The organism is Pseudomonas sp. TCU-HL1, assembly GCF_001708505.1.
Taxonomy (GTDB): domain Bacteria; phylum Pseudomonadota; class Gammaproteobacteria; order Pseudomonadales; family Pseudomonadaceae; genus Metapseudomonas.
The window spans coordinates 1,134,072-1,159,151 of sequence record NZ_CP015992.1; the positions used below are offsets into that span (position 1 = coordinate 1,134,072).

Consider the following 25,080-nt stretch of genomic DNA (forward strand, 5'->3'; position numbering starts at 1 on the left):
GCGGAGGGAAAAGGGATGCTTGCACCTGCGCCGGCCGAGGCCGAACTTAAGTGATGCTGAAATTAAGGTCAACTTAAATTCAGTGGTGCTTACATTCGGGAACCGACGAGTCAGGGCGTGGGGTGATCGTCGAACAGGCCCATGGTGGTGACGGTCAGGACCTCGGCCGTCTCAACGCCGGCGTTGGCGAGAAAGTGCGGCTTGGCGGCGTCGAAATGCACCGAATCCCCTGGGCCCAGCGGGTAGTTGCGGCCTTCGATGGTGTAGACGATCTGCCCGGACAGCACGTAGGCGAACTCGGCGCCCTCGTGGGAGATGAGTTCGGATTGGTAACCCACCGGCATGCTCATCTTCACCGCGTTGATCAGGTTGCCGGGGAAGTTGCTGGACAGGCGTTCGTAGGCCAGTGGCTGGCCGCCGATGGTGTAGCGCACGCGTTCGCCCTGGTGGGAGTCGGGCTGGTGCTGGGCGGGCTGGTCGAACAGGCTATTGAGCGGAATCCCCAGGGATTTGGCGATGTTCGCCAGGGATGAGATGGACACGCCAGTGAGGTTGCGCTCCGCCTGGGAGAGGAAACTGGCTGTGAGACCCGATTCGGCGGCGACCTGGTTCAGGGTCTTGTTGGCGGCACGGCGGTAGCGGCGCAAGCGTTCGCCGATCTGTTCTACGGTCATTGGCGTGGCTCTTGTTCTGAAGGGCGCCAGTATAACGGGCGGCGCATTGTAGAAAAGGCTTGTCGCCTTATTGAAATTAAGTGGGACTGAAAAATTGCGTTGACGGCTATTTAAGTGGAGCTTAAATTCGGTGCACTGCAACAGGACTCGGGAGAGCAAGATGACAGTGGGTGTGGGTGGCAAGACTCCGGAGCAGGCGCTGGCCGGCCTGGCGAACATGACCGCGGGCGCGGACCCCATCGGCCTGGCCGAATACCAGGCGCGCATTGCCAAGGCCCAGGGCCTGATGCGTGAGCAGGGTCTCGCGGCCCTCTACCTGAACGCCGGCAGCAATCTGCGCTACTTCACCGGGGTGAAATGGAGTCCGAGCGAGCGCATGGTGGGTGCCGTGCTGCCCGCTCACGGCCCGCTGGCTTATATCGCCCCCGCATTCGAGGAAGGCACTATCTGCGATTTCCGTGAGGTGGACGGGGTTATCCACAGCTGGCAGGAGCACGAGAGCCCCTATCGCCTGTTGCTGGAGATGCTGGCCGGCATGGGCATCGTCGCTGACGCCAGGGTGGGCCTGTGCCCGTCCCTGGCCTTCTTCATGTACGACGGTATCCGCCAACTGGGTTCGGGCTTCGACTTCGTCGATGCCGCTTGCGTGATCAACCCGTGCCGCTTCCACAAGTCCGCCACAGAGCTGGCGCTGATGCAGCGTGCCAAGGACATGACCCTGGAGGTGCACAAGGCCGCCGCGAGCATCCTGCGCGAAGGTATCAGCACCACCGAGGTTGCCGAGTTCATCCACCAGGCGCACCGCAAGGTGGGCGCGCCGGGATCGACTTTCTGCATCGTGCTGTTCGGCGAGGCCAGCGCCTTCCCCCACGGCGTGAAGCACGCGCAGGTGTTGAAGGATGGCGACATGGTGCTGATCGACACCGGCTGCCAGCTCCATGGCTACCAGTCGGACATCACCCGCAGCTATGTGTTCGGCACCCCGAGCGACCGTCAGCGCGCCCTGTGGAATACCGAGAAAGCCGCCCAGCAGGCCGCCTTCGATGCCGCGCGCCTGGGCGAGCCCTGCCAGGTGGTTGATGCCGCTGCCCGCCGCAGCCTGGAAGCCGCCGGCCTCGGCACGGATTACCAGTTGCCCGGCTTGCCTCACCGCACCGGTCACGGCATCGGCATGGATATCCATGAAGGCCCCTACCTGGTGCGCGGTGACGAGACGCCGCTGGCCGAGGGCATGTGCTTCTCCAACGAGCCGATGATCTGCGTGCCAGGGGAGTTCGGTATTCGTCTGGAGGACCACTTCTACATGACCGCCTCCGGGCCGCGCTGGTTTACCCAGCCGAGCCATTCCATCGACGACCCGTTCGGGTTGGAGGCTTGAGGCCTGCTTGGCGAATGAATTAGCCCCTTCAGATCCTACGGAACGACCTTCACCCGTGCGTAATTGTTCGAGCCCATCGGGTTCAACCGGAACCCTTCCACGCCCTTGCGCACGGCGGCGAACTGCTTGGGATGCGCGAGGGGAATCCAGGGAGCCTGCTCGTGGAAGATCGCCAGTGCCTGGCGATAGAGCTCGGCACGGCGGGCCGGTTCGGTCACGGCGCGGGCTTCGCGGATCAGCTCATCGAACGCCTGATTGCACCAGCCGGCCTGGTTCTCGCCTGATTTAGCCGCCGCGCAGGACAGGTTGGGGGTAAGGAAGTTGTCCGGGTCGCCGTTGTCGCCGGCCCAGCCCATGAACACCAGGTCATGTTCTCCGTTCTTGGCGCGCTTGATCAGCTCGCCCCATTCATAGACGCGAATCTCCGCCTTGATGCCAATGGCGGCCAGGTCGGCCTGGAGCATCTGCGCGCCGATGCCCGGGTTGGGATTGGTCGGGCCGCCGCCGGGGCGGGTCCAGATGGTCAGCTTGAAGCCATCCTTGTGCCCGGCTTCGGCCATTAACTGGCGCGCCTTCTCAGGGTCGTGGGGCCATGGGTCGAGCTTGTCGTTGAAGCCCAGCAGCGTCGCGGGGTAGGGCACCACGGCACGGCTGGCATTGCCTTCGCCAAACTGCGCACGCAGATAGGCACGGGTGTCGAAGGCGAGGTTGATGGCCTGGCGCACGCGCACGTCATCCAGTGGCGGATGGCGGGTGTTGATGCCGACATAGGCAACCAGCAGGGAGTCCAGCTCCAGAATCTGCAAGGCCGGGTCCTGGCGCAGGCTGGCGATATCGGTAGGGCGCGGATAGACCGCGATCTGGCAGTCACCGGCCTTGAGCTGTTGCACGCGCACGTTCGGGTCGGGGGTGATGGCGAACAGCAACTTGTCCACAGCCGGTTTGCCTGCCCAGTAATCCGGGTTGGCGCGGAAGCGCACCTGTGCGTCCTTGCGATAGCGCTCGAACACGAAGGGGCCGGTGCCGATCGGCCTGCGGTTGAGCTGCTCCGGCGTGCCGGCCTTGAGCAACTGATTGGCATATTCCGCCGAGTAGATCGAGGTGAAGCCCATGGCCAGGTCGGCCAGGAAGGGCGCTTCGGGGTGTTTCAGGGTAAAGCGCACGCGGTGGTCATCCTGCTTCTCGATGCGATCGATCAGCTGAGCGAAAGCCATGGACTCGGCATAGGGAAAACCGCGCGGGGAGAGCTTGTGCCAGGGGTGGCTGGCGTCTAGTTGGCGCTGGAAGCTCCAGAGCACGTCGTCGGCGTTGAATTCGCGTGTCGGCTTGAAGTCGTCGGTGGCGTGGAACTTCACGCCCTTGCGCAACTGGAACTCGTAGACCAGCCCGTCGGGGCTGATGGTCCAGCGCTCTGCGAGGCCTGGTTGCAGTCGCGTGCTGCCAGGGGCGAAACGTACCAGGCGGTCGAAGACGGTTTCGGCCGAAGCATCGGCCGTGGTGGCGGCGGTGTACTGGACGATATCGAAGCCCTCGGGACTGGCTTCGGTGCAGACCACCAGGGACTGGCCGGCGGCGGCACAGAGGGGAAGGCAGAGGGCGAGGGACGACAGGGTTCGACGCATCGGGCTTCCTTGAAGGTGTAAAGAAAACGGGGCCCGAAGGCCCCGTTTGCCGGCTTATTTGCCGACGCTCACGCCATAGAAGGAGTTGAGCGCGAACGGGCTGATCAGGAAGTCCTGCACGTTCTTGCGCATCGGCTGGTAGACGGTGGAATGCGCGATCGGGGTGATCGGCACGTTGTCCTTGAGGATGTGCTGGGCCTGTTTGTACATCTCGGTACGCTTGGCCTGGTCCGGGGTGGCCTTGGCCTGCTTGATCAGCTTGTCGTAGCTGGCATCGCACCACTTGGAGAAGTTGTTGCCTTCCACGGCGTCGCAGCCGTAGAGGGTGCCCAGCCAGTTGTCCGGATCGCCGTTGTCGCCGCTCCAGCCGATCAGCATGGCGTCATGCTCGCCGGCCTTGGAGCGCTTGATGTACTCGCCCCACTCGTAGGTGACGATTTTGGCCTTGATGCCAACCTTGGCCCAGTCGTTCTGCAGCATTTCGGCCATCAGTTTGGCGTTGGGGTTGTAGGGACGCTGTACCGGCATGGCCCAGAGGGTGATCTCGGTGCCTTCGGCAACGCCGGCGGCTTTCAGCAGTTCCTTGGCCTTTTCCGGGTTGTAGCCGGCGTCCTTGATGGTTTCGTCGTAGGACCACTGGGTCGGCGGCATGCCGTTCACGGCCAGTTGGCCCGCGCCCTGGTAGACGGCGTCGATGATGGCTTTCTTGTTCACCGCCATGTCCAGCGCCTGGCGTACTTCAAGCTTGTCGAACGGTTTGTGGGTGACGTTGTAGGCGATGTAACCGAGGTTGAAGCCCGGCTGCGAGGGCATGTTCAGGTTGCTGTCTTTCTTCAGCGCGTCGAGGTCGGCAGGACGCGGGAAGAGGGTGACCTGGCATTCACCGGCCTTGAGTTTCTGCATGCGTACGGAGGCGTCGGTGTTGATGGCGAAGATCAGGTTGTCGATCTTCACCTCTTCGGGCTTCCAGTAGTCCTTGTTGCCGGCGAAGCGGATCTGCGCGTCTTTCTGGTAGCGCTTGAACACGAACGGGCCGGTGCCGATGGGCTTCTGGTTGATGTCGGCGGCCTTGCCGGCCTTCAGCAACTGGTCGGCGTATTCGGCGGACTGGATGGAGGCGAAGCTCATCGCCAGATTCTGGATGAAGGCCGCATCCACGCCATTGAGGGTGAACTTGACGGTGTTGCCGTCGACCTTCTCCACCTTGGCGATGTTGGCGTCCATGCCCATGTCGGTGAAGTAGGGGAATTCGGTGGGGTACGCCTTGCGGAACGGGTGGTCCTTGTCGAGCATGCGCTGGAAGGTGAAGAGCACGTCGTCGGCGTTGAACTCGCGCGTCGGCTTGAAGTAGTCGGTGGTGTGGAACTTCACGCCCTTGCGCAGGTGGAAGGTGTAGGTCAGGCCATCGGGGGAAACGTCCCACTTCTCGGCCAGGCCCGGAATCACCGCAGTGCCGCCGCGCTCGAACTGGGTCAGGCGGTTGAAGACGGTTTCGGCGGCGGCGTCGAAGTCGGTGCCGGTGGTGTACTGGCCCGGATCGAAGCCGGCGGGACTGCCTTCGGAGCAGAACACCAGGTTGCTTGCAGCGCTGGCGAAGGGAGCGCTGGCGATCAGCCCAGCGGCGACAAGTGCCTGGATGACGGCATTTTTACGCATGTTGACCTCATGTTTATTCTGTTTGTCATTTTGAGGGGCCCTTTGTGGGGGCCTTGCGAGAAGCTATGCAGGGCATATGCCCGACGCAATAGCTGGACCGGAAAGAGTGTAGTCGGCGGAAAAAAGCTGTAAGCGCTTGTCGCAATTCTGCAAATGCAAGCCGCGGGAGGAAGGGGGCGCCGCTTCGAAAGCAGCGGCGCCCGATGCCGGATCAGGGCATCTGCACTTCGATGGTGCCGTCGGCGCTGACGCTGACGCGGCTGGTACCGGCTTCGATCTCGGGCACGGCGGCCGCATCGGCGTAACCTTTGGCGGCCATGGCGCGCATCATGATCGGCTGTGGCGGCTGGAAGCCGGCGCTGTTCAGGTTCAGGTTGACCAGCTTGTAACCCTTGCCGCCGAGGGCGTCGGTGGCCAGTTGGGCGCGGGCCTTGAAGGCATCCACGGCCTGCTTGATCAGGTCGTCTTCATGGGTCTTGCGGGTCTTCTCGGCAATGCTGAAGTTCATTCCCGCCATTTTCAGCTGACCCAGCAGGTCGGCGCTGAGCTGGGACAGGGTGGCGAAGTCGGCGCTTTCCAGGCGTAGCTCGGCGCGCTCGCGCCAGGCGGTGATCTTCTGGCCCTTCTCGTCATACACCGGGTAGCTGTTGCGGCTGCCCAGGCTGACGGTCACGCCCTTGGTGTTGCGGGCCTTGGCCACGGCAGCGTTGAGGGTGCGAGTGATTTCGTCGGCGAGCTTCGCCGGGTCGGCATTCTGCGACTCGCTGTAGAGCGTGACGTACATCAGGTCGTGGGCCACTTCCTGGCTGACTTCGGCACGCACCGCCACCTGGTTGTAGCGGGCATCGTCGGCGGCCTGGGCCGAGAGGCTGCCAAGGCTGGCGGCACAGAGGGCGAGGGCGGCGGCGAGACGGGTGAACGTGGGCATGACGACTCCTTGTGGGACAGGTTGGCGCGCGGGTTGCGCGGTGATTCTCCGTAGTGGACGAGGGTACCCGGCCATTCGGGTTAACAGCGCTGCAAATTGACCAGAAATCGGTACGGATGTTCCATGTAATGCTGGCTTTCTGATGACGTTGTAGGGGCGAATTCATTCGCCAAGCAGACCACAGGTCTGCCCTGCGAGGCCGAAGAGGGGCGACTGCGCCGCCCTTGGCGAATGAATTCTCCCCCACAGTAGTGCCATGCCTGCCGCGAGCACCGATCACTGCGGCGAGTTGCCGCACAGAGGCGGGCCGGGGTACGCCTTGGTTATACTCCGGCGATTCCAGGGAGTACCCATGCTCGAACCCGTCCAGCTACTGTCTGCCAGCCGCCAGAACCTGCTGCGGTTGACCTTGATCCGCATCCTCGTCCTGGCCGCTCAGGCCGGCTCGGTCGGCCTCGCCTACAAGGCCCAGTTACTGGAGTTGCCCTGGCTGGCTCTGAGCCTGACCCTCGGCGTCTCGCTGGTGCTCTGTGTCGGTACGGCGCTGCGCCTGCGTGGGCCCTGGCCGGTGACCGAGCTGGAGTATTCGGTCCAGCTGGGGTTCGACCTGGTTATCCACAGCGTGCTGCTGTACTTCTCCGGGGGCTCCACCAACCCCTTTGTCTCTTATTACCTGGTACCGCTGACCATTGCCGCGGCGACCTTGCCCTGGCTTTACACCATTACCCTGGCGGGTCTGGCGCTGGCGGCGTACACCCTGCTGCTGGTGTTGTTCCATCCGCTGGAAATGCCCACGGGCCAGCGCGAATCGCTGCTGATCTACGGCATGTGGTTGAGCTTCGCCCTGGCGGCGGCGCTGATTACCTTCTTCGTCGCGCGCATGGCCGAGGAGCTGCGTCGTCAGGACCAGTTGCAGGCGGTACGTCGCGAGGAAGGCATGCGCGACCAGCAACTGCTGGCCGTGGCGACCCAGGCCGCCGGTGCCGCCCATGAGCTGGGCACGCCGCTGGCGACCATGAGCGTGCTGCTCAAGGAATTGCGGCAGGAGTACGGTGACAAGCCGGCGCTGCAGGATGATCTGGCCCTACTGCAGCAGCAGGTGATGCTCTGCAAGGACACCTTGCAGCACCTGGTGCGCGCCGCCGAGGCGGATCGTCGCCAGGCCGTGGTGGAGCAGTCGCTGACGGAGTGGCTGGAGGTCGCCCTCAATCGCTGGCACCTGATGCGTCCCGAGGCCACCTACCGTTACCAGTGCCTGGGCCTTGGCGTGGCGCCCCGGCTGAAGCCGCCGGCGGATCTGACCCAGGCGCTGCTGAACCTGCTGAACAACGCGGCCGACGCCTGCCCGGAGAAGCTCGACATCCAAGTCAACTGGGACCACCAGTGGGTCGTCCTGAGCATTCGCGACCACGGCGCAGGCGTGCCCCTGGCCATTGCCGAACAACTGGGCCGGCCCTTCTTCACCACCAAGGGCAAGGGGTTCGGCCTTGGCCTGTTCCTGAGCCAGGCCAGCGTTACCCGTGCCGGCGGTACGGTTAAACTCTATAACCACGAAGAAGGCGGCACCCTGACCGAGCTGCGCCTGCCGCGCGCCTATGGCGTCGCCTGAATGCCTTGACGACGAGGATACGAGATGACTGACGAACCCCTGATCGAAGGCGAAGAACAGCCCCATCTGCTGCTGGTGGATGACGATGCCACCTTTACCCGTGTCATGGCGCGAGCCATGGCGCGCCGCGGTCTGCGGGTGTCGGTCGCCGGCTCCGCGGAAGAAGGCCTGCTGCTGGCCAAGGACGACTTGCCGGATTACGCCGTACTGGACCTGAAGATGGATGGCGATTCCGGCCTGGTGCTGCTGCCCAAGCTGCTGGAACTGGACGCGGAAATGCGCGTGGTGATCCTCACCGGTTATTCGAGCATCGCCACGGCGGTAGAGGCCATCAAGCGCGGCGCCACCAATTACCTGTGCAAACCGGCCGACGCCGACGACGTGCTGACGGCGCTGCTGTCCGAGCATGCCGACTTGGACAGCCTGGTGCCGGAAAACCCCATGTCGGTGGACCGCCTGCAGTGGGAGCACATCCAGCGCGTGCTGGCCGAGCATGAAGGCAATATCTCCGCCACCGCCCGCGCCTTGGGCATGCACCGCCGGACCTTGCAGCGCAAGTTGCAGAAGCGGCCGGTAAGGCGCTGACTCTATTGTGGGAGCGAATTCGTTCACGATTGGTTGGCCCGGTTTTGCGAATGAATTCGCTCCCACAGTTTCTGCGCCGTAGTTGGTATCCTTAGCCACCTAACTATTCCCGCTGCCAAGGTTCACCCATGCTCGCCGTCATCCAGCAGACCCTCAGCATCACCGCTCCGGTGTTCTCCATGCTGTTCCTGGGCGTGGGCCTCAAGCGCCTCGGCTGGATCGACGCGGCCTTCATCAACACCGCTTCATCACTGGTGTTCAAGGGCACCATGCCGACCCTGCTGTTCCTCGGGATCGTCCAGACGGACCTGCGCACGGCGCTGCAACCCGCCTTGATCGGCTACTTCGTCGCGGCGACGCTCGTGTGTTTCCTGATCGGCTGGGGCTGGGCCATCCTGCGTTGTCCGGCGGAGGATCGCGGTATCTATACCCAGGGGGCGTTCCGCGGTAACAACGGCATCGTCGGCCTGGCCCTGGCCACCAGCATGTATGGCGACTACGGCCTGTCGGTGGGCAGTATCCTCGGTGCGGTGGTGATCCTCAGCTACAACACCTTGTCGTCCGTCGTCCTGGCGATCTACAGCCCGGATGCCAAGAGCGATCCGCTGAGCCTGGCCAGGAGCATCATCAGCAACCCGCTGATCCTTGGCGTGCTGGCCGCGGTTCCCGTGGCGTACTGGCAACTGCCCCTGCCGAAATGGTTGCTCACCTCGGGCGAGTATTTCGCACAGATGACCTTGCCCCTGGCGCTGATCTGCATTGGCGGCACCCTGTCGCTGGCGTCCTTGCGCTCCAGCGGCAAGATCGCCATCAGTGCCAGCCTGATGAAGATGGTCTGGCTGCCGATACTGGCGACCCTGGGGGCCTGGCTATGCGGGTTCCGCGATGCCGACCTGGCGATCCTCTTCCTCTACTTCGCGAGCCCCACCGCCGCCGCCAGTTTCGTGATGGCCCGCGCGGTGAATGGCAACCACGAACTGGCGGCGTCGATCATCGTGATGACCACCCTGGCCGCGGTGGTGACCACCAACATCGGCTTGTTCCTGTTGCAGTGGGCGGGCTGGATCTGAGTGGGTCCCGGCTGTCCTGGGTAGGGTGCGCTGTGCGCACCGCAATCGCCGCGGCAGAGGCCGTGGTGCGCGCAGCGCACCCTACGCATGAGAGGAATCAGGCCTTCTGGTAGTCGTCGATGACTTCCTGGGCGGCGCGAAAGGCGTCGATGGCGGCGGGAACACCGGCGTAGACGGCGCAATGCAGCAGGGCTTCGCGGATTTCTTCCACTGTGCAACCGTTGTTCAGTGCACCCCGTACGTGGCCTTTCAACTCTTGAGGGCATTTCAGTGCGGTAAGGGCGGCGAGGGTGATCAGGCTGCGGGTCTTGCGCGGCAATCCCTCGCGGTTCCATACGCCGCCCCAGGCATGCTCATTGACGAAGTCCTGCAGCGGTTGGGTGAACTCGGTGGCATTGTCCAAGGCGCGGTCGACGAAGGCATCTCCCATGACCTCGCGGCGTACCTGCACGCCGGACTTTCGTTCTTCATTCATTGCGATTCTCCAGTCAGTCGAGGGATTCCACTCGCACCGGCGCCACGCCGGCGCGCAGCATGCCCAGGCGCTCGGCGGCTTCACGCGAGAGGTCGACAATGCGGCCACGGACATGCGGGCCTCGATCGTTGATGCGCACCACCACCGAGCGGTGGTTGTTCAGGTTGGTCACCTTCACCCGGGTGCCGAACGGCAAGGTGCGGTGGGCGGCGGTCAGGGCGTGCTGGTCGAAGCGTTCGCCGCTGGCGGTGCGCTTGCCGTGGTGCCTGGCGCCGTAATAGGACGCCTTGCCTTCCGCGCGATAGTCGCCCGAGGGCGTCTCGCGCTCGCGCTCGAGCGGGGAATAGGAGCAGCCGACCAGCAGGCTGGTGAGGGCGAGGAGGTAAAGCAGGCGCTGCATGGTGAACGCTCCAATCGAACTTCGGGGGCGGTCGTTTGTAGGGGGGATCGCGCTCTATCGATCCACCATCGAAGATGGGTGACCCACGATGGTGGATGTGAAAAGCGACATCCACCCTACCTATCAGCCGTCCCGGGGACGTTTGTCAGGTTCAGCTTTCGAGCTTCTTCTTGAGCAAATCGTTCACCTGGCCGGGGTTGGCCTTGCCTTTCGACGCCTTCATCGCCTGACCGACGAAGAAGCCGAACATCTTCGCGCGCTTGGCTTCGTCGCTGGCACGGTACTGTTCGACCTGCGCGGCGTTGGCCGCCAGCACTTCGTCGAGCATGGCGTCGATGGCGCCGGTGTCGGTGACCTGCTTGAGGCCCTTCTTCTCGATGATCTCGTCGGCGGAACCTTCGCCGGCAGCCATCGCTTCGAAGACCATCTTGGCGATCTTGCCGGAGATGGTGTTGTCCTTGATGCGCAAGATCATGCCGCCCAGTTGCTCGGCCGACACCGGGGACTGTTCGATCTCCAGGCCGTCCTTGTTGAGCAGGCTGGAGAGCTCGACCATTACCCAGTTGGCGGCCAGCTTGGCGTCGCCACAAACCCTGTTCACGGCTTCGAAGTAGTCGGCCATCTCGCGGCTGGCAGAGAGCACGCTGGCGTCGTAGGTGGACAGGCCAAACTCGCTCTGGAAGCGCTCGCGTTTCTGTGTCGGGAGTTCCGGCAGGCCGGCGCGTACCTTGTCGAGGAAGCTGCGCTCGATGACCACCGGCAACAGGTCGGGGCAGGGGAAGTAACGGTAGTCGTTGGCTTCTTCCTTGCTCCGCATGGAGCGCGTCTCGTCCTTGTTCGGGTCGTACAGGCGGGTTTCCTGTACCACTTTGCCACCGTCTTCGATCAGCTCGATCTGCCGCTGCACTTCGTGGTTGATCGCCTTTTCGATGAAGCGGAAGGAGTTGACGTTCTTGATCTCGGCGCGGGTGCCGAACTCGGCCTGGCCTTTTGGACGGACCGAGACGTTGCAGTCGCAGCGCAGCGAGCCTTCAGCCATGTTGCCGTCGCAAATGCCGAGGTAGCGAACCAGCGCGTGGATGGCCTTGACGTAGGCCACCGCTTCCTTGGCGCTGCGGATGTCCGGCTCGGAAACGATCTCCAGCAGCGGGGTACCGGCACGGTTCAGGTCGATGCCGGTCATGCCATGGAAGTCTTCGTGCAGGCTCTTGCCGGCGTCTTCTTCCAGGTGCGCGCGGGTAATGCCGATGCGCTTGACGGTGCCGTCTTCCAGGGTGATGTCGAGGAAGCCCTTGCCGACGATCGGCAGGTCCATCTGGCTGGTCTGGTAGCCCTTGGGCAGGTCCGGGTAGAAGTAGTTCTTGCGGGCGAAGACGTTCTTCTCGGCGATTTCGGCATCGATGGCCAGGCCGAATTTGACGGCCATGTGCACGGCTTCCTCGTTCAGCACCGGCAGGGTGCCGGGCATGCCGAGGTCAACCAGGCTGGCCTGAGTATTGGGCTCGGCACCAAAGGTGGTGGCGCTGCCGGAGAAAATCTTCGATTGGGTGCTGAGCTGGGCGTGGATTTCCAGCCCGATCACGGTTTCCCATTGCATGTTCGTGTTCCTCAGAATCCGGCCGGGGCACGCGTGTGCCAGTCGGTCGCCTGCTGGTACTGGTGGGCGACGTTGAGCAGGCGGCTTTCCTGGAAGTAGGGCGCCAGCAGTTGCACGCCGACCGGCAGACCATCGACGAAGCCGGCAGGCATGGAAAGGCCCGGCAGGCCCGCCAGGTTGGCGGTGATGGTGTAGATGTCTTCCAGGTACTGGGCGACTGGGTCGTTGTTCTTCTCGCCGAGTTTCCAGGCCGGGTTGGGCGTGGTCGGGCCGAGGATCACATCGACCTCATTAAAGGCGCTGATGAAGTCGTTCTTGATCAGGCGGCGGATCTTCTGTGCCTTCAGGTAGTAGGCGTCGTAGTAGCCGGCGGACAGGGCGTAGGTGCCGACCATGATGCGGCGCTTCACCTCGGCACCGAAGCCTTCTGCGCGGGAGCGCTTGTAGAGGTCTTCCAGGTTCTGCGGGTTTTCGCAGCGATAGCCGAAGCGCACGCCGTCGAAACGCGACAGGTTGGAGGAGGCCTCCGCCGGGGCGATCACGTAGTAGGCCGGGATGGCGTGCTGCATGTTCGGCAGGCTGACGTCCTTGACGGTGGCACCGAGCTTTTTCAGCTCCTCGACCACGGCCAGTACCGCGTCGGCGATGCGGCGGTCGAGGCCGGCGCCGAAGTATTCCCTGGGCAGGCCGATGCGCAGACCGGCCAGCGGCTGGTTCAGGCTGGCGAGGTAGTCATCCACCGGCTGGTCGACGCTGGTGGAGTCCTTCGGGTCGAAACCGGCGATGGCGCCCAGCATCAGCGCGCAGTCCTCGGCGGTACGGGCCAGAGGGCCGCCCTGATCGAGGCTGGAGGCGTAGGCGATCATGCCCCAGCGGGAAACCCGGCCGTAGGTGGGCTTGATGCCGGTGAGGTTGGTGAAGGCGGCCGGCTGGCGGATCGAGCCGCCGGTATCGGTGCCGGTGGCGGCGGGCACCAGGCGCGCGGCGACCGCCGCAGCGGAGCCGCCCGAGGAGCCGCCGGGCACGCGGTCCAGCGCCCAGGGGTTCTTCACTGCGCCGTAGTGGCTGGACTCGTTGGATGAGCCCATGGCGAACTCGTCCATGTTCAGTTTGCCGAGGCTGACCGCGCCGGCGGCCTTGAGGCGGGCGACGACGGTGGCGTCGTAGGGCGCCTTGAAGCCGCTGAGGATCTTCGAGGCGCAGCTGGTCAGCACGCCTTCGGTGCAGAACAGGTCCTTGTGGGCGATGGGGGCGCCGAGCAGGGCGCCTTGCTCACCGGAGGCACGCCGTGCGTCGGCTGCCCTGGCCTGTTCGATGGCCGGTTCGTCGGTGATGCTGATAAAGCTGTTCAATTGCGGATCGAGCTGGTGAATGCGTGCCAGCAGGCCGCGGGTCAGCTCTTCGGCGGAGAATTCCTTGGCGGCGAGGCCGCGGGCGATCTCGGCGAGGGTCAGTTGATGCATGGGGAACCCTTTCCTTATTCGATGACTTTAGGCACGAGGTACAGGCCGTTTTCGACGGCCGGCGCGATGGCCTGGTAGGCGTCGCGGCGATTTTCCTCGGTGACGCTGTCGGCACGCAGGCGCTGGGTGGCATCCAGCGGGTGAGCCATGGGCTCGACGCCGTCGGTGTCCACGGCTTGCATGGCGTCGATCAGGCCGAGGATGTTATTGAGGGTCTCGGTGGTACGCGGGATATCGGCCTCGTTCAGGCCCAGTCGGGCGAGATGGGCGATTTTTTCCACGTCGGAGCGTTCAAGCGCCATCGGGGGTCTCCAACTAGAAGCGGCCTGCGTGGGCAGCCAACCGTGCGGGAACCCGGCTGGGAACGGTGCTGCGAACGGGCGGTCAAAGGCCGCGATGATGGGCCTTGGTGGCCCGGAAAAACAGGCAATTTAACATATCGGCGCCTTGCCCAAAATCCCCGTCGTTGTTAGAGTTTGCCGCACTTTTTTACCCACGCGTTGCCTAGGGTCCCTCTCCCATGTTCAAGAAACTGCGTGGCATGTTTTCCAGCGATCTGTCGATCGACCTGGGCACTGCCAATACCCTTATTTACGTGCGCGAGCGCGGTATCGTCCTCAACGAGCCCTCCGTGGTCGCCATCCGTAACCACGGCAACCAGAAGAGCGTGGTAGCCGTAGGTACCGACGCCAAGCGCATGCTGGGCCGTACTCCAGGCAACATTTCCGCCATCCGCCCGATGAAGGACGGCGTGATCGCCGACTTCAGCGTCTGCGAGAAGATGCTGCAGTACTTCATCAACAAGGTTCACGAAAACAGCTTCCTGCAGCCGAGCCCGCGCGTCCTGATCTGCGTGCCCTGCAAGTCCACCCAGGTGGAACGCCGCGCCATCCGTGAATCCGCCCTGGGCGCCGGCGCCCGTGAAGTATTCCTGATCGAAGAGCCCATGGCTGCCGCCATCGGCGCCGGCCTGCCGGTGGAAGAGGCTCGCGGCTCGATGGTCGTGGACATCGGCGGCGGCACCACTGAAATCGCCCTGATCTCCCTGAACGGCGTGGTCTACGCGGAATCCGTTCGCGTCGGCGGCGACCGTTTCGACGAATCCATCGTCACCTACGTACGCCGCAACTACGGCAGCCTGATCGGCGAATCCACCGCCGAGCGCATCAAGCAGGAAATCGGCACCGCCTTCCCGGGTGGTGAAACCCGCGAGATCGACGTTCGCGGCCGCAACCTGGCCGAAGGCGTACCGCGCAGCTTCACCCTGAACTCCAACGAAGTGCTGGAAGCCCTGCAGGAGTCCCTGGCGACCATCGTCCAGGCCGTGAAGAGCGCCCTGGAACAATCCCCACCGGAGCTGGCCTCCGACATCGCCGAGCGTGGCCTGGTACTGACCGGCGGTGGTGCACTGCTGCGCGACCTGGACAAACTGCTCGCCCAGGAAACCGGCCTGCCGGTGATCGTCGCCGAAGACCCGCTGACCTGTGTCGCTCGCGGTGGCGGCCGTGCCCTGGAGATGATGGACCGTCACGCGATGGATCTGCTCTCCACCGAGTAAGGTTGGAGAGCGTCGCTGCCATAGGAGCGGGCCATCAAACCGCTATTTACCAAGGGACCTTCGCTCGGCGTACGCCTGTTGGTGTTCGCCGTGCTCTCGGCTGCGCTGATGGTGGTCGACGCCCGGTTCGACACCCTCAAGCCGATGCGCAGCCAGTTGGGCCTTGTGCTCACGCCTTTCTATTGGCTGGCGGACTTGCCGGTGCGCGTCTGGGACGGTGTCAGTGACCAGTTCACCAGCCGCAGCACCCTGATCGCCGAGAACGAGAAGCTCAAGGCCGAAGGGTTGTTGATGCAGCGTCGCCTGCAGAAACTGGCAACCCTCACCGAGCAGAACGTACGCCTGCGCGAGTTACTCAACTCGTCCGCCCTGGTGGATGAGAAGGTGCTGGTAGGTGAGCTGATCGGCGTCGATCCCAACCCCTTCACCCACCGCATCCTGATCGACAAGGGCGAGAAGGATGGTGTGTTCCTCGGTCAGCCGGTGCTCGACGCCCGTGGCCTGATGGGGCAGGTGGTGGAGGTGATGCCCTATACCGCCCGCGTCCTGCTGCTGACCGACACCACCCACAGCATCCCGGTCCAGGTGAACCGCAATGGCCTGCGCGCTATCGCCAGCGGTACGGGTAATCCCGAACGCCTTGAGCTGCGCCACGTTGCCGATACCGCCGACATCAAGGAAGGCGACCTGCTGGTCAGCTCTGGCCTTGGCCAGCGTTTCCCCGCCGGCTACCCGGTGGCCACGGTCAAGGAAGTCATCCACGACTCCGGCCAGCCTTTCGCCATCGTGCGTGCGATTCCCACCGCCGCGTTGAACCGCAGCCGCTACATGCTGCTGGTGTTCACGGATACCCGCAGCCCCGAAGAGCGCGCCACCGCCGCGGCCAAGGCCCAGGAAGCGGCCGACCGCGAAGCTGCGGCACAGCCTGCGTCAGGGGACGCGCCCGCTCCGGCCGGCCAGGCAGCGCCCGCAGCTCCAGGCGTCCCGGCGGCTCCCGATGCTGCAGCCCCGGCTTCGGTGCCTGCAGCACCTGCCGCGCCTGTCCAGGCCGCGCCCAGCAAACCGCCCGCGGCGCAGAATACCCAGGAGAGTCACTGATGGTTGGCCAGCGCTCCAACAATGGCTGGGTCATCTGGTTCAGCCTGATCCTGGCCCTGATCCTCAGTGTCGGGCCGGTACCCAGTTTCATGGAGATCGGCAGGCCGCTCTGGCTGGCGCTGTTCCTCACCTACTGGACCCTCGCCCTGCCGCATCGGGTGGGCATGACCACTGCGTGGGTGCTGGGCCTGGCGGAGGACGTGCTCTATGGCACCCTGCTCGGGCAGAACGCCCTGATCCTCGCCCTGATCACCTTCCTGGTGCTGACCCTGCACCAGCGCTTGCGGATGTTCCCCATGTGGCAGCAGTGCCTCGTGCTGCTCGTGGTATTCGGTCTGGCCCAGTTGGTGCAGCTGTGGCTCAATGCCCTCACCGGTAATCGTCCCCCGACCCTGGTCTTCCTGCTGCCAGCGCTGGTCAGCGCGCTGCTCTGGCCCTGGGTATACGCCGCCCTTCGCGGCACGAGTCGCCGCCTCAACGTCAACTGATCGGCTTGCGGCCATGTCGCAAGCCTCTGTCTTCGACAGGGAGAAGTCCGCATGGCCACGCTGTACCTGGCTTCGGGGTCGCCGCGCCGGCGCGAATTGCTGGCGCAGATCGGCGTCCCCCATATCACCCTGAGTGCCTCCATCGACGAAACGGCATTGCCTGACGAGGCCGCGTACGCCTACGTCGAACGACTTGCCCGCGAGAAAGCCTTGGCCGGGCTGTCCACCCTTGCCGAGCCCGGCGATGCCTGTGTCCTGGGCGCCGATACGGCGGTGGTGCTGGATGGCCGTATCCTCGGCAAGCCGGACGGCCGCGATGACGCGCTGGCTACCCTGGCGCTGCTCTCCGACCGTGAACATGACGTGCTTACCGCCATTGCCCTGGCCGATGTGTCACGCTGCGAGGTGCGAGTGGTCGCCAGTCGCGTGCGTTTCCGCCCGATCTCCCGCGCCGAGCTGGAAGCCTACTGGGCCAGCGGCGAGCCCGCCGACAAGGCTGGGAGCTACGCTATCCAGGGGTTGGGCGCGGTATTCGTCAGTCGTGTAGAAGGCAGTTATTCAGCGGTAGTGGGATTGCCGCTGCTGGAAACGGCGGAAGTGCTCGCCGGGTTCGGCATTCCTTGTTGGCAGCACCTGGGATAGGTCAACGGCATGAGCGAAGAGATTCTGATCAATATCACGCCGATGGAATCGCGCGTGGCGGTGGTGGAGAACGGTGTGCTGCAGGAGGTGCATGTCGAGCGCACCCTGCGTCGCGGCATCGTCGGCAACATCTACAAGGGTAAGGTCGTGCGGGTGCTTCCGGGGATGCAGGCGGCGTTCGTCGACATCGGCCTTGACCGTGCAGCATTCATTCATGCCTCGGAGATCAGCACCCGCGAAGGCAGTGCGGTGGAGAGCATCAGCGCCCTGGTGCATGAAGGCCAGAGCCTGGTGGTGCAGGTCACCAAGGACCCCATCGGAAGCAAGGGCGCGCGCCTGACCACCCAGTTGTCGATTCCCTCGCGTTATCTGGTGTACATGCCGCGCACCAGCCATGTGGGCATTTCCCTGAAGATCGAGGACGAGGCCGAGCGCGAGCGCCTCAAGCAGGTGGTCGCCGACTGCATTGCCGCCGAGGGCATCGAGGAAGCCGGCGGTTTCATCCTGCGTACGGCCGCCGACGGCGCCCGCACCGATGAAATCCTGGCCGACATCCGCTACCTGCGCCGCCTCTGGGAGCAGATTTCCGCGCAGATGCAGACCGCTCCTGCGCCCTCGGTGATTTACGAGGACCTCAGCCTGGCACTGCGCACGCTGCGCGACCTGGTCAACCCGCGTATCGAGAAGATCCGCATCGATTCCCGCGAAACCTTCCAGAAGGTTACCCAGTTCGTCGACGAACTGATGCCTGAAGTTGCCGATCGCCTGGAGCACTACCCCGGCGAGCGGCCGATCTTCGACCTGTATGGCGTCGAAGACGAGATCCAGAAGGCCCTGGAGCGCAAGGTGCTGCTGAAGTCCGGCGGCTACCTGATCATCGACCCCACCGAGGCGATGACCACCATCGATGTGAACACCGGCGCCTTCGTCGGCCATCGAACCCTTGAAGAAACCATCTTCAAGACCAACCTCGAAGCCGCCACCGCCATCGCCCGCCAGCTGCGCCTGCGCAACCTGGGGGGGATCATCATCATCGACTTCATCGACATGGAAGATGAAGAGCACCAGCGGCAGGTGCTGCGGACCCTGGAGAAGCAGCTGGAGCGCGACCACGCCAAGACCAACATCATCGGCATCACCGAGCTCGGTCTGGTGCAGATGACCCGCAAGCGGACCCGTGAAAGCCTGATCCAGGTGCTCTGCGAACCCTGCGTCAGTTGCCAGGGACGTGGCCTGCTGAAGACTGCAGAAACCATCTGCTACGAAATCTTCCGGGAGATCCTGCGCGAGGCCCGCGCCTATCAGGCGGAAGGCTACCTGGTGCTTGCCAACCAGAAAGTCGTGGACCGCCTGCTGGACGAAGAGTCGGGGAACGTCGCTGATCTGGAAGCCTTCATCGGGCGTCCGATCAAGTTCCAGGTGGAAACCATGTACTCCCAGGAACAGTACGATGTGGTCCTGCTCTGAGGCGCTGAGCTGAGTGGAAGCCTTCGTCCGTGGGGTGATGCGTTTCCTGCGCGGGTTGCTGGGCCTCTGTGCCCTGTTCCTGGTGCTGGCCGCACTCTACGTCAGCCTGGGTCGCGAGCTGGTGCCCCTGGTGGCGGAATACCGCGCCGAAGTCGAAGCCAAAGCGTCCGGCGCACTGGGCCGACCGCTGAAGATTGGCAGCCTGGAAGGCCGCTGGCGGGGCTTCGAGCCGCTGCTGATCGCCCATGACGTGCTTGTGGGCGAGGGTGAAAGCGCCCTGCGCCTGGATCAGATCCGCCTGGTGCCTGATGTCCTCGGCAGCCTGCTGGAGCGACAACCGCGCATCGCACGGCTGGAGCTGGATGGCCTGCAGCTTGGCTTGAGCCAGGACGAGGCGGGTAAATGGCAGCTGGAAGGCTTCGCGTCCAATGGCGAGAAGCCGTTGCCCGGTCCCCGCCAGGTGCGCGACCTGTTGCTGCGCATCGGCCATGTGTCGGTACTGAACAGCCAGCTCACCCTTGAGCCCCAAGGGCAGGCGCCCACCAGTCTCACCTACGTCAGCCTCAGTCTGCGGGCCAGCGGTAGCCGCCAGCGTCTCGACGGCCGCCTGACCCTGCCCGATGGGCAACCGATGGCGTTGCGCGTGCGTACCCGCCTGAATGCCGATGCCTGGCTGCAGAGCGACGCCGAACTGTACCTCAGCCTGCCGCAGACCGACTGGGCGCGCTGGTTGCCCGCCAGCCTGACGCGTGACTGGCACATCCAGCGCCTACAGGCCGGCGGCGAAGCCTGGGGCGATTGGGAGAAGGGTGGGCTGCAGCGTGTCGTGGTCAGGATGCATGTACCCGAGGCACGTGGCGCGTATGCCGAGCGCAAGCCGGTGACCCTGAGCAACCTCGGGCTGAATGCCTACTTCACACGCAACGAGCAGGGTTTTCAGGTTCTTGTGGATTCCCTGGCCGCGAACATCGGCAAGGAACGTTGGGGGGAAGCCCATATTCGGCTCGACCACCAATCCGGCGAGCAGCCTGAGTGGCAGTTGAGTGCCGACCGCCTGGACGTGGCGCCCTTGCTGCCAGTGGTAGACGCGCTCGTGCCGTTGCCCGAGCAGGTTGCCGCGGCCGTGTCCGGCCTCAAACCGCGTGGCGCCCTGCGCAACCTGAGCCTGCATTACCGGCCTCAGCAGGAAGGCTCCGCCCGCCTGGCATTCAGCAGCAACCTGGACGGTGTCGGCTTCAGCGCCTATCACGGGGCTCCCGCCGTAGAGAACGTCAGCGGCAGCCTGGCAGGCGACCTGGGCCAGGGTGAGTTGCGCCTGGATTCGAATGACTTCGCCCTGCACCTCGATCATCTCTTTCCCAAGCCTTGGCATTACCGCAAAGCAGGTGCCCGGCTGACCTGGAGCCTCGACGAAACCGCCTTTACCCTGGCCAGCCCCTACATGCGTCTGGAGGGCGAGGAAGGCAGCATCGCGGGCGACATGTTGATCCGCCTGATGCGCGACCCCAAGGCTGAGGATTACATGGATCTGCGCGTCGGTCTGTGGAGCGGCGATGCTCGCTACACCGAGAAATACCTGCCCACCCTGTCGCCGGGGCTCAGCCCCGCCCTGGCCAAGTGGCTGAAGGAAGCCATCAAGGGTGGAGCGGTGGATGAGGGCTTCTTCCAGTACCAGGGCTCCCTGGCCCAAGGTGCCGACCCGGCGGCGCGCTCCCTCAGCCTGTTCTTCAAGGTGCGTGACGCCGAGCTTGCCTTCCAGCCGGGCTGGCCGGAGCTGCGTGAGGCTCGTGGCAATGTGTTCATCGAAGACACCGGCGTAAGAGTCAATGTGCCGGCCGGGCGCATCCTCGACACGCGCGTGAGCGACGCTGAAGCAGAAGTGCCGCATGTGCAGCCGGGCGAGGTTCCGCGCCTGCAGCTGGACGCCAGGCTGGACAGCAGTTTTACCGACGGCCTGAAGGTCCTCCAGGAAGCGCCGATGGGCACTGCGCAGATCTTTGCCGGCTGGCAGGGGCAGGGTCCCCTGGACGGCAGCCTGAAGTTGGATATTCCGCTGGAGAAAGGCCATGCGCCCCACGTAGTGGTGGACCTCGCCACCACTGGCGCGCAGCTGAAGATTGCGCGTCCGGAGCTGGCTTTCACCCAGCTCAAGGGGGCCTTCCGCTATGACACCGCCAAGGGTCTGAGTGCCCAGGACATCCGTGGCCAGGCCTTTGGTCGTGAGGTGCGGGCCAAGGCCCAGGCAGAGGGCAGTGACGGCAAGGCCCGGTCGCGCATTCTTGCCAGCGGTAGCATCGCCCTGAAGGACCTCGCCGGCTGGCTTGGCGTCACCCAGCCGCTGCCGGCCTCCGGGCTGCTGCCTTACAACCTGAACTTGAGTCTGGATGGCAAAGACAGCCAATTGCGAGTCGATTCGAACCTCAAGGGCCTTGCGATCGATCTGCCGGCGCCATTCGGCAAGGCGGCCGACGAGACCCGCGACGCCCGCTGGCGCATGACCCTGGAAGGCGACGAGCGGCGGTACTGGCTGGACTACGGCGGCGTCGCCAGCCTGGCCCTGGCCGCGCCCGTGGGCAAGCTGGACCAGGCCCGTGGCGACCTGGTGCTCGGCGGCGGCGCGGCGGCCTTGCCGGGGAACCAGGGGCTGCGCATTCGCGGACGCCTCGAAGAACTGGAAACCGCCCAGTGGATGGCCCTGGCCAAGCAGTACGTGCCCAAGGAAGGCGCCGAAAAGGCCCGCATGTTGCGCAGCGCCAATCTGGAGATCGGCCGGTTCAAAGGCTTTGGCATGACCCTGGAGAGCCTCAAGGCCAACCTGGAGCGCTCCGCCAGCGGCTGGAGTCTCGGTCTGGACAGCTCCGTGATGCAGGGGACCGTCGTGGTGGCGGACGCCAAGGACGTTCCCATCTCCATTCACATGAAAGAGATTCGCCTACCCAAGCCGCCCGAGAATGAGGCCGAGGCTGACGCCAAGCCGGACCCGCTGGCCGGTGTCGACCCGCGCCAGGTGCCGGCGCTGGACGTGCGCATCGACCAGGTGGTGTTGGGCGACTCTCCGCTGGGCGGCTGGTCCTTCAAGGCCCGTCCCAACGCCAAGGGGCTGGGCTTCAACGAGCTGGATCTGGACCTTCGGGGTTTGAAGGTCAGCGGCTCGGCGGGATGGGAAGGCACGGCCGAGAGCAGTGCCTCCTGGTACAAGGGACGTCTGGAGGGCAGGAACCTCGCGGATGTGCTCAAGGCGTGGAACTTTGCACCCTCGGCCACCAGCGAACGCTTCCGACTGGAGGCCGACGGGCGATGGCCGGGCTCGCCTGCCTGGGTCAGCCTGAAACGTTACTCCGGCTCGCTGGACGCTAGCCTGCGCAATGGCCAGTTCGTCGAGGTGGAGGGCGGGGCCCAGGCGCTGCGGGTCTTCGGACTGCTCAACTTCAACTCCATTGGCCGCCGGCTGCGACTGGACTTTTCCGACTTGCTCGGCAAGGGGCTGGCCTATGACCGGGTCAAGGGGCTGCTGGTAGGCAGCGAGGGGCGTTTCGTCACCCGCGAGCCCATCACCCTGGAAGGGCCGTCGAGTGGAGTGGAACTGGATGGGACGCTAGACCTGGCGGCCGACCGGATCGATGCCAAGCTGCTGGTGACCCTGCCCGTCACCAATAACCTGCCGCTGGCGGCGTTGATCGTCGGGGCACCCGCCATCGGCGGCGCACTGTTCGTGGTGGACAAGCTGCTGGGCGACAAGGTGGCGCGCTTTGCCAGTGTGCAGTACAGGGTTGAGGGTTCGTGGAAGAACCCCAAGATCACGTTCGACAAGCCTTTTGAAAAGCCTCATTGAAGCGTAATCAAAAGGTGATTGTCCGAGGCATCTCTCTGTCGTAGGAGCGAGCTCTGCTCGCGAACCCGCCTCCTTCGCGAGCAGAGCTCGCTCCTACAGGCTCTTCAGCGACTCCGAAGGCCGGTCACGCCTCTCCTCATATGCGTTACCGCCACCACCTGAATGAACAGCATTACTCATTGAAGCGGGCTTTCGCAGCTTGGGTTAGCATGCCTTTCATGCTTTGAGCGGAGATCCCGATGTCCCTTGCCGTGATTCAGATGGTCAGCCAGGACGATGTCCTGGCCAACCTTGCCAGTGCCCGACGCCTGCTGGAACGGGCGGCCGAAGGTGGTGCCCGCCTGGCGGTTCTGCCGGAGAACTTCGCCGCCATCGGTCGACGCGACCTGGCGGACCTGGGCCGTGCCGAAGCGCAAGGGCAGGGTCCGATCCTGCCGTGGCTGAGCCAGGCGGCGCGAGACCTCAAGCTGTGGATCGTCGCCGGCACCTTGCCGCTGCCGCCTGACGGCCGACCGGGCGACAAGCCCAACGCCTGCTCCCTGCTGATCGACGAGCAGGGCGAGCGCGTCGCACGCTACGACAAGATTCACCTGTTCGATGTGGACGTCACCGACAACCGCGGCCGTTACCGCGAGTCGGACGATTACGCCCATGGTGCCCAGGTGGTGGTTGCTGACACGCCGGTGGGGCGCATTGGCCTGACGGTCTGTTACGACCTGCGTTTCCCCGAGTTGTATGGCGCCCTGCGAGAAGCCGGCGCCGACCTGATCAGCGCCCCCTCGGCTTTCACCGCCGTGACTGGGGCCGCCCACTGGCAGGTGCTGGTACGCGCCCGTGCCATCGAAACCCAGTGCTACCTGCTGGCGGCGGGGCAGGGGGGCATGCACCCTGGGCAGCGCGAGACCTTTGGCCATTCGACCATCGTCGACCCCTGGGGGCGTGTACTGGCAGAGCAGGCACAGGGCGAAGCCGTGCTGCTGGCCCACCGTGATGCCGAAGAGCAGTTGGCCATTCGTCAGCGCATGCCTGTTAGTACCCACAAAAGATTCATGACGCCGGCCACTCCCGGGCCGGCGCGTACGGAGAAGTTATGAGCGACCTCTTGTTATCCGTCAGCGAGCATCTGCTGGCGCCCGGCGACCTCAGCATCGAGCAACTGCCGGAAATCCTCGGCGAGCTGGCGGGCCCCGGTATCGATGCCGCGGATCTCTATTTCCAGGGGCAGATCTCCGAGTCCTGGGTCCTCGAAGATGGCATCGTCAAGGAAGGCAGCTTCCACCTCGACCAGGGCGTGGGCGTGCGCGCCCAGTCCGGCGAGAAGACCGGCTTCGCGTACAGCAACGCCATCACCGCAGATGCCCTGCGCCAGGCGGCACGGGCGGCGCGCTCCATTTCCCGGGCCGGGCAGGAAGGCCGAGTTCAGGCCTTTGCCAGCCCGCACATCACTCGCCTGTATGACTCCAGCAGCCCGCTGGATGTCATCAGCCGCGCCGAGAAGGTCGAGCTGCTGAAGAAGGTGGATGCCGCGACCCGCGCCCTGGACCCGCGCATCCAGCAAGTCACCGTGAGCATGGCCGGGGTCTGGGAGCGCATCCTGATCGCCGCCAGCGACGGTAGCCTGGGCGCCGACGTACGTCCGCTCGTACGTTTCAATGTCAGCGTGATCGTCGAGCAGAATGGCCGCCGCGAGCGCGGAGGCCATGGCGGCGGTGGACGGACCGATTACCGCTACTTCCTGCAGGAAGACCGCGCTATGGGCTACGCCCGCGAGGCGCTGCGCCAGGCCCTGGTAAACCTGGAAGCGGTACCCGCGCCTGCGGGAACCTTGCCTGTGGTCATGGGCGCAGGCTGGTCCGGCGTGCTGCTGCACGAAGCCGTGGGCCACGGCCTTGAAGGCGACTTCAACCGCAAGGGCAGTTCGGCCTACAGCGGTCGCATTGGCGAGAGGGTCGCGTCCAGCCTCTGCACCATCGTCGACGACGGCACCCTGGCCTATCGCCGTGGCTCCCTCAGCGTCGATGACGAAGGTACGCCGACGCAGTGCACCACACTGATCGAGAACGGCGTGCTCAAGGGCTACATGCAGGACAAGCTCAATGCCCGGCTGATGAAAGTGGCGCGTACCGGCAACGGCCGTCGCGAGTCGTATGCGCACCTGCCGATGCCGCGCATGACCAACACCTACATGCTGGCGGGCCAGAGTGACCCGCAGGAGATCATCGCGTCGGTGGAGCGCGGCATCTATTGCGCCAACCTCGGCGGCGGCCAGGTGGACATCACCAGCGGCAAGTTCGTGTTCTCCACCAGCGAGGCCTACCTGATCGAGAACGGCAGGATCACCACGCCGGTGAAGGGCGCCACCCTCATCGGCAACGGCCCCGAGGCCATGAGCCGGGTGTCCATGGTGGGCAATGACCTGGCGCTGGACAGTGGCGTGGGAACCTGCGGCAAGGACGGTCAGTCGGTGCCGGTGGGCGTTGGGCAGCCGACCCTGAAAATCGATGCGATTACGGTAGGCGGGACGGGGGCCTGATGGCG

General features: G+C 64.6%; 21 protein-coding genes. 12 read left to right on the top strand and 9 right to left on the bottom strand.

Going from position 1 to position 25,080, the window contains the following annotated elements; translation table 11 throughout:
• Positions 1-110: 110 nt before the first annotated feature.
• Positions 111-674 (bottom strand): helix-turn-helix domain-containing protein, encoded by a 564-nt coding sequence (locus THL1_RS05230; RefSeq protein WP_069082268.1) that lies wholly within the window; start codon positions 672-674, stop codon positions 111-113.
• Between the two features lie 160 nt (positions 675-834).
• Here THL1_RS05230 and THL1_RS05235 point away from each other — a divergent pair, with 160 nt between their 5' ends.
• Positions 835-2,052, top strand: a complete 1,218-nt coding sequence (locus THL1_RS05235; protein WP_069082269.1) for a M24 family metallopeptidase — start codon at positions 835-837, stop codon at positions 2,050-2,052.
• 35 nt (positions 2,053-2,087) lie between these two features.
• On the opposite strand, the gene THL1_RS05240 is transcribed toward THL1_RS05235, so the two are convergent.
• The 3 genes from THL1_RS05240 to THL1_RS05250 form a co-directional block, all read right to left on the bottom strand.
• Entirely contained in the window at positions 2,088-3,674 is a 1,587-nt protein-coding gene (locus THL1_RS05240; RefSeq protein ID WP_069082270.1) for an ABC transporter substrate-binding protein, read from the bottom strand.
• A 54-nt stretch (positions 3,675-3,728) separates the two neighbouring features.
• Positions 3,729-5,330, bottom strand: coding sequence for an ABC transporter substrate-binding protein (locus THL1_RS05245; protein WP_069082271.1), 1,602 nt, complete (start codon positions 5,328-5,330; stop codon positions 3,729-3,731).
• A 211-nt stretch (positions 5,331-5,541) separates the two neighbouring features.
• On the bottom strand, positions 5,542-6,258 hold the full coding sequence (locus tag THL1_RS05250) for an SIMPL domain-containing protein (protein WP_069082272.1): 717 nt from the start codon (positions 6,256-6,258) through the stop codon (positions 5,542-5,544).
• 352 nt (positions 6,259-6,610) lie between these two features.
• On the opposite strand from THL1_RS05250, the gene THL1_RS05255 reads away from it, so the two are divergent.
• The 3 genes from THL1_RS05255 (at position 6,611) to THL1_RS05265 (ending at position 9,522) form a co-directional block, all read left to right on the top strand.
• Positions 6,611-7,867 carry an ATP-binding protein gene (locus tag THL1_RS05255; protein WP_069082273.1) on the top strand — a complete coding sequence of 419 codons (1,257 nt, stop codon included), beginning with the start codon at positions 6,611-6,613 and terminating at the stop codon, positions 7,865-7,867.
• A gap of 24 nt (positions 7,868-7,891) precedes the next feature.
• Positions 7,892-8,452 (top strand): response regulator transcription factor, encoded by a 561-nt coding sequence (locus THL1_RS05260; RefSeq protein WP_069082274.1) that lies wholly within the window; start codon positions 7,892-7,894, stop codon positions 8,450-8,452.
• Between the two features lie 128 nt (positions 8,453-8,580).
• Positions 8,581-9,522, top strand: a complete 942-nt coding sequence (locus THL1_RS05265) for an AEC family transporter (protein ID WP_069082275.1) — start codon at positions 8,581-8,583, stop codon at positions 9,520-9,522.
• 97 nt (positions 9,523-9,619) lie between these two features.
• Here the strand turns inward: THL1_RS05265 and THL1_RS05270 are convergent, their stop codons facing one another.
• From THL1_RS05270 to gatC, 5 genes are all read right to left on the bottom strand, one after another.
• Positions 9,620-9,997, bottom strand: a complete 378-nt coding sequence (locus THL1_RS05270) for a carboxymuconolactone decarboxylase family protein (RefSeq protein ID WP_069082276.1) — start codon at positions 9,995-9,997, stop codon at positions 9,620-9,622.
• A 13-nt stretch (positions 9,998-10,010) separates the two neighbouring features.
• A complete protein-coding gene (locus THL1_RS05275; RefSeq protein WP_069082277.1) occupies positions 10,011-10,397 on the bottom strand; it encodes a septal ring lytic transglycosylase RlpA family protein in 387 nt (128 codons plus the stop codon).
• Between the two features lie 151 nt (positions 10,398-10,548).
• Complete coding sequence (gene gatB, locus THL1_RS05280) at positions 10,549-11,994, bottom strand: Asp-tRNA(Asn)/Glu-tRNA(Gln) amidotransferase subunit GatB (RefSeq protein WP_069082278.1); 1,446 nt, start codon at positions 11,992-11,994, stop codon at positions 10,549-10,551.
• 11 nt (positions 11,995-12,005) lie between these two features.
• The gene (gene gatA, locus THL1_RS05285) at positions 12,006-13,457 is read right to left on the bottom strand and encodes an Asp-tRNA(Asn)/Glu-tRNA(Gln) amidotransferase subunit GatA (RefSeq protein WP_069082279.1); all 1,452 of its coding nucleotides are present in this window, start codon (positions 13,455-13,457) and stop codon (positions 12,006-12,008) included.
• A gap of 14 nt (positions 13,458-13,471) precedes the next feature.
• A complete protein-coding gene (gatC, locus tag THL1_RS05290) occupies positions 13,472-13,759 on the bottom strand; it encodes an Asp-tRNA(Asn)/Glu-tRNA(Gln) amidotransferase subunit GatC (RefSeq protein ID WP_069082280.1) in 288 nt (95 codons plus the stop codon).
• Positions 13,760-13,977: 218 nt separating this feature from the next.
• On the opposite strand from gatC, the gene mreB reads away from it, so the two are divergent.
• From mreB to tldD, 8 genes are all read left to right on the top strand, one after another.
• A complete protein-coding gene (gene mreB / locus THL1_RS05295; protein ID WP_069082281.1) occupies positions 13,978-15,015 on the top strand; it encodes a rod shape-determining protein MreB in 1,038 nt (345 codons plus the stop codon).
• Positions 15,016-15,048: 33 nt separating this feature from the next.
• Entirely contained in the window at positions 15,049-16,113 is a 1,065-nt protein-coding gene (mreC, locus tag THL1_RS05300; protein WP_083245826.1) for a rod shape-determining protein MreC, read from the top strand.
• Entirely contained in the window at positions 16,113-16,601 is a 489-nt protein-coding gene (gene mreD / locus THL1_RS05305; protein ID WP_069082282.1) for a rod shape-determining protein MreD, read from the top strand. Before mreC ends, mreD begins: the two co-directional genes overlap by 1 nt.
• A gap of 51 nt (positions 16,602-16,652) precedes the next feature.
• Positions 16,653-17,243 carry a Maf family protein gene (locus THL1_RS05310; protein WP_069082283.1) on the top strand — a complete coding sequence of 197 codons (591 nt, stop codon included), beginning with the start codon at positions 16,653-16,655 and terminating at the stop codon, positions 17,241-17,243.
• A gap of 9 nt (positions 17,244-17,252) precedes the next feature.
• Positions 17,253-18,710 (top strand): ribonuclease G, encoded by a 1,458-nt coding sequence (gene rng, locus THL1_RS05315; protein ID WP_069082284.1) that lies wholly within the window; start codon positions 17,253-17,255, stop codon positions 18,708-18,710.
• Between the two features lie 37 nt (positions 18,711-18,747).
• Positions 18,748-22,542, top strand: a complete 3,795-nt coding sequence (locus THL1_RS05320; RefSeq protein ID WP_069082285.1) for a YhdP family protein — start codon at positions 18,748-18,750, stop codon at positions 22,540-22,542.
• 239 nt (positions 22,543-22,781) lie between these two features.
• The gene (locus tag THL1_RS05325; protein ID WP_069082286.1) at positions 22,782-23,636 is read left to right on the top strand and encodes a carbon-nitrogen hydrolase family protein; all 855 of its coding nucleotides are present in this window, start codon (positions 22,782-22,784) and stop codon (positions 23,634-23,636) included.
• Positions 23,633-25,075, top strand: coding sequence for a metalloprotease TldD (gene tldD, locus THL1_RS05330; protein ID WP_069082287.1), 1,443 nt, complete (start codon positions 23,633-23,635; stop codon positions 25,073-25,075). The genes THL1_RS05325 and tldD overlap by 4 nt, the downstream gene beginning before the upstream one ends.
• Positions 25,076-25,080: the final 5 nt, after the last annotated feature.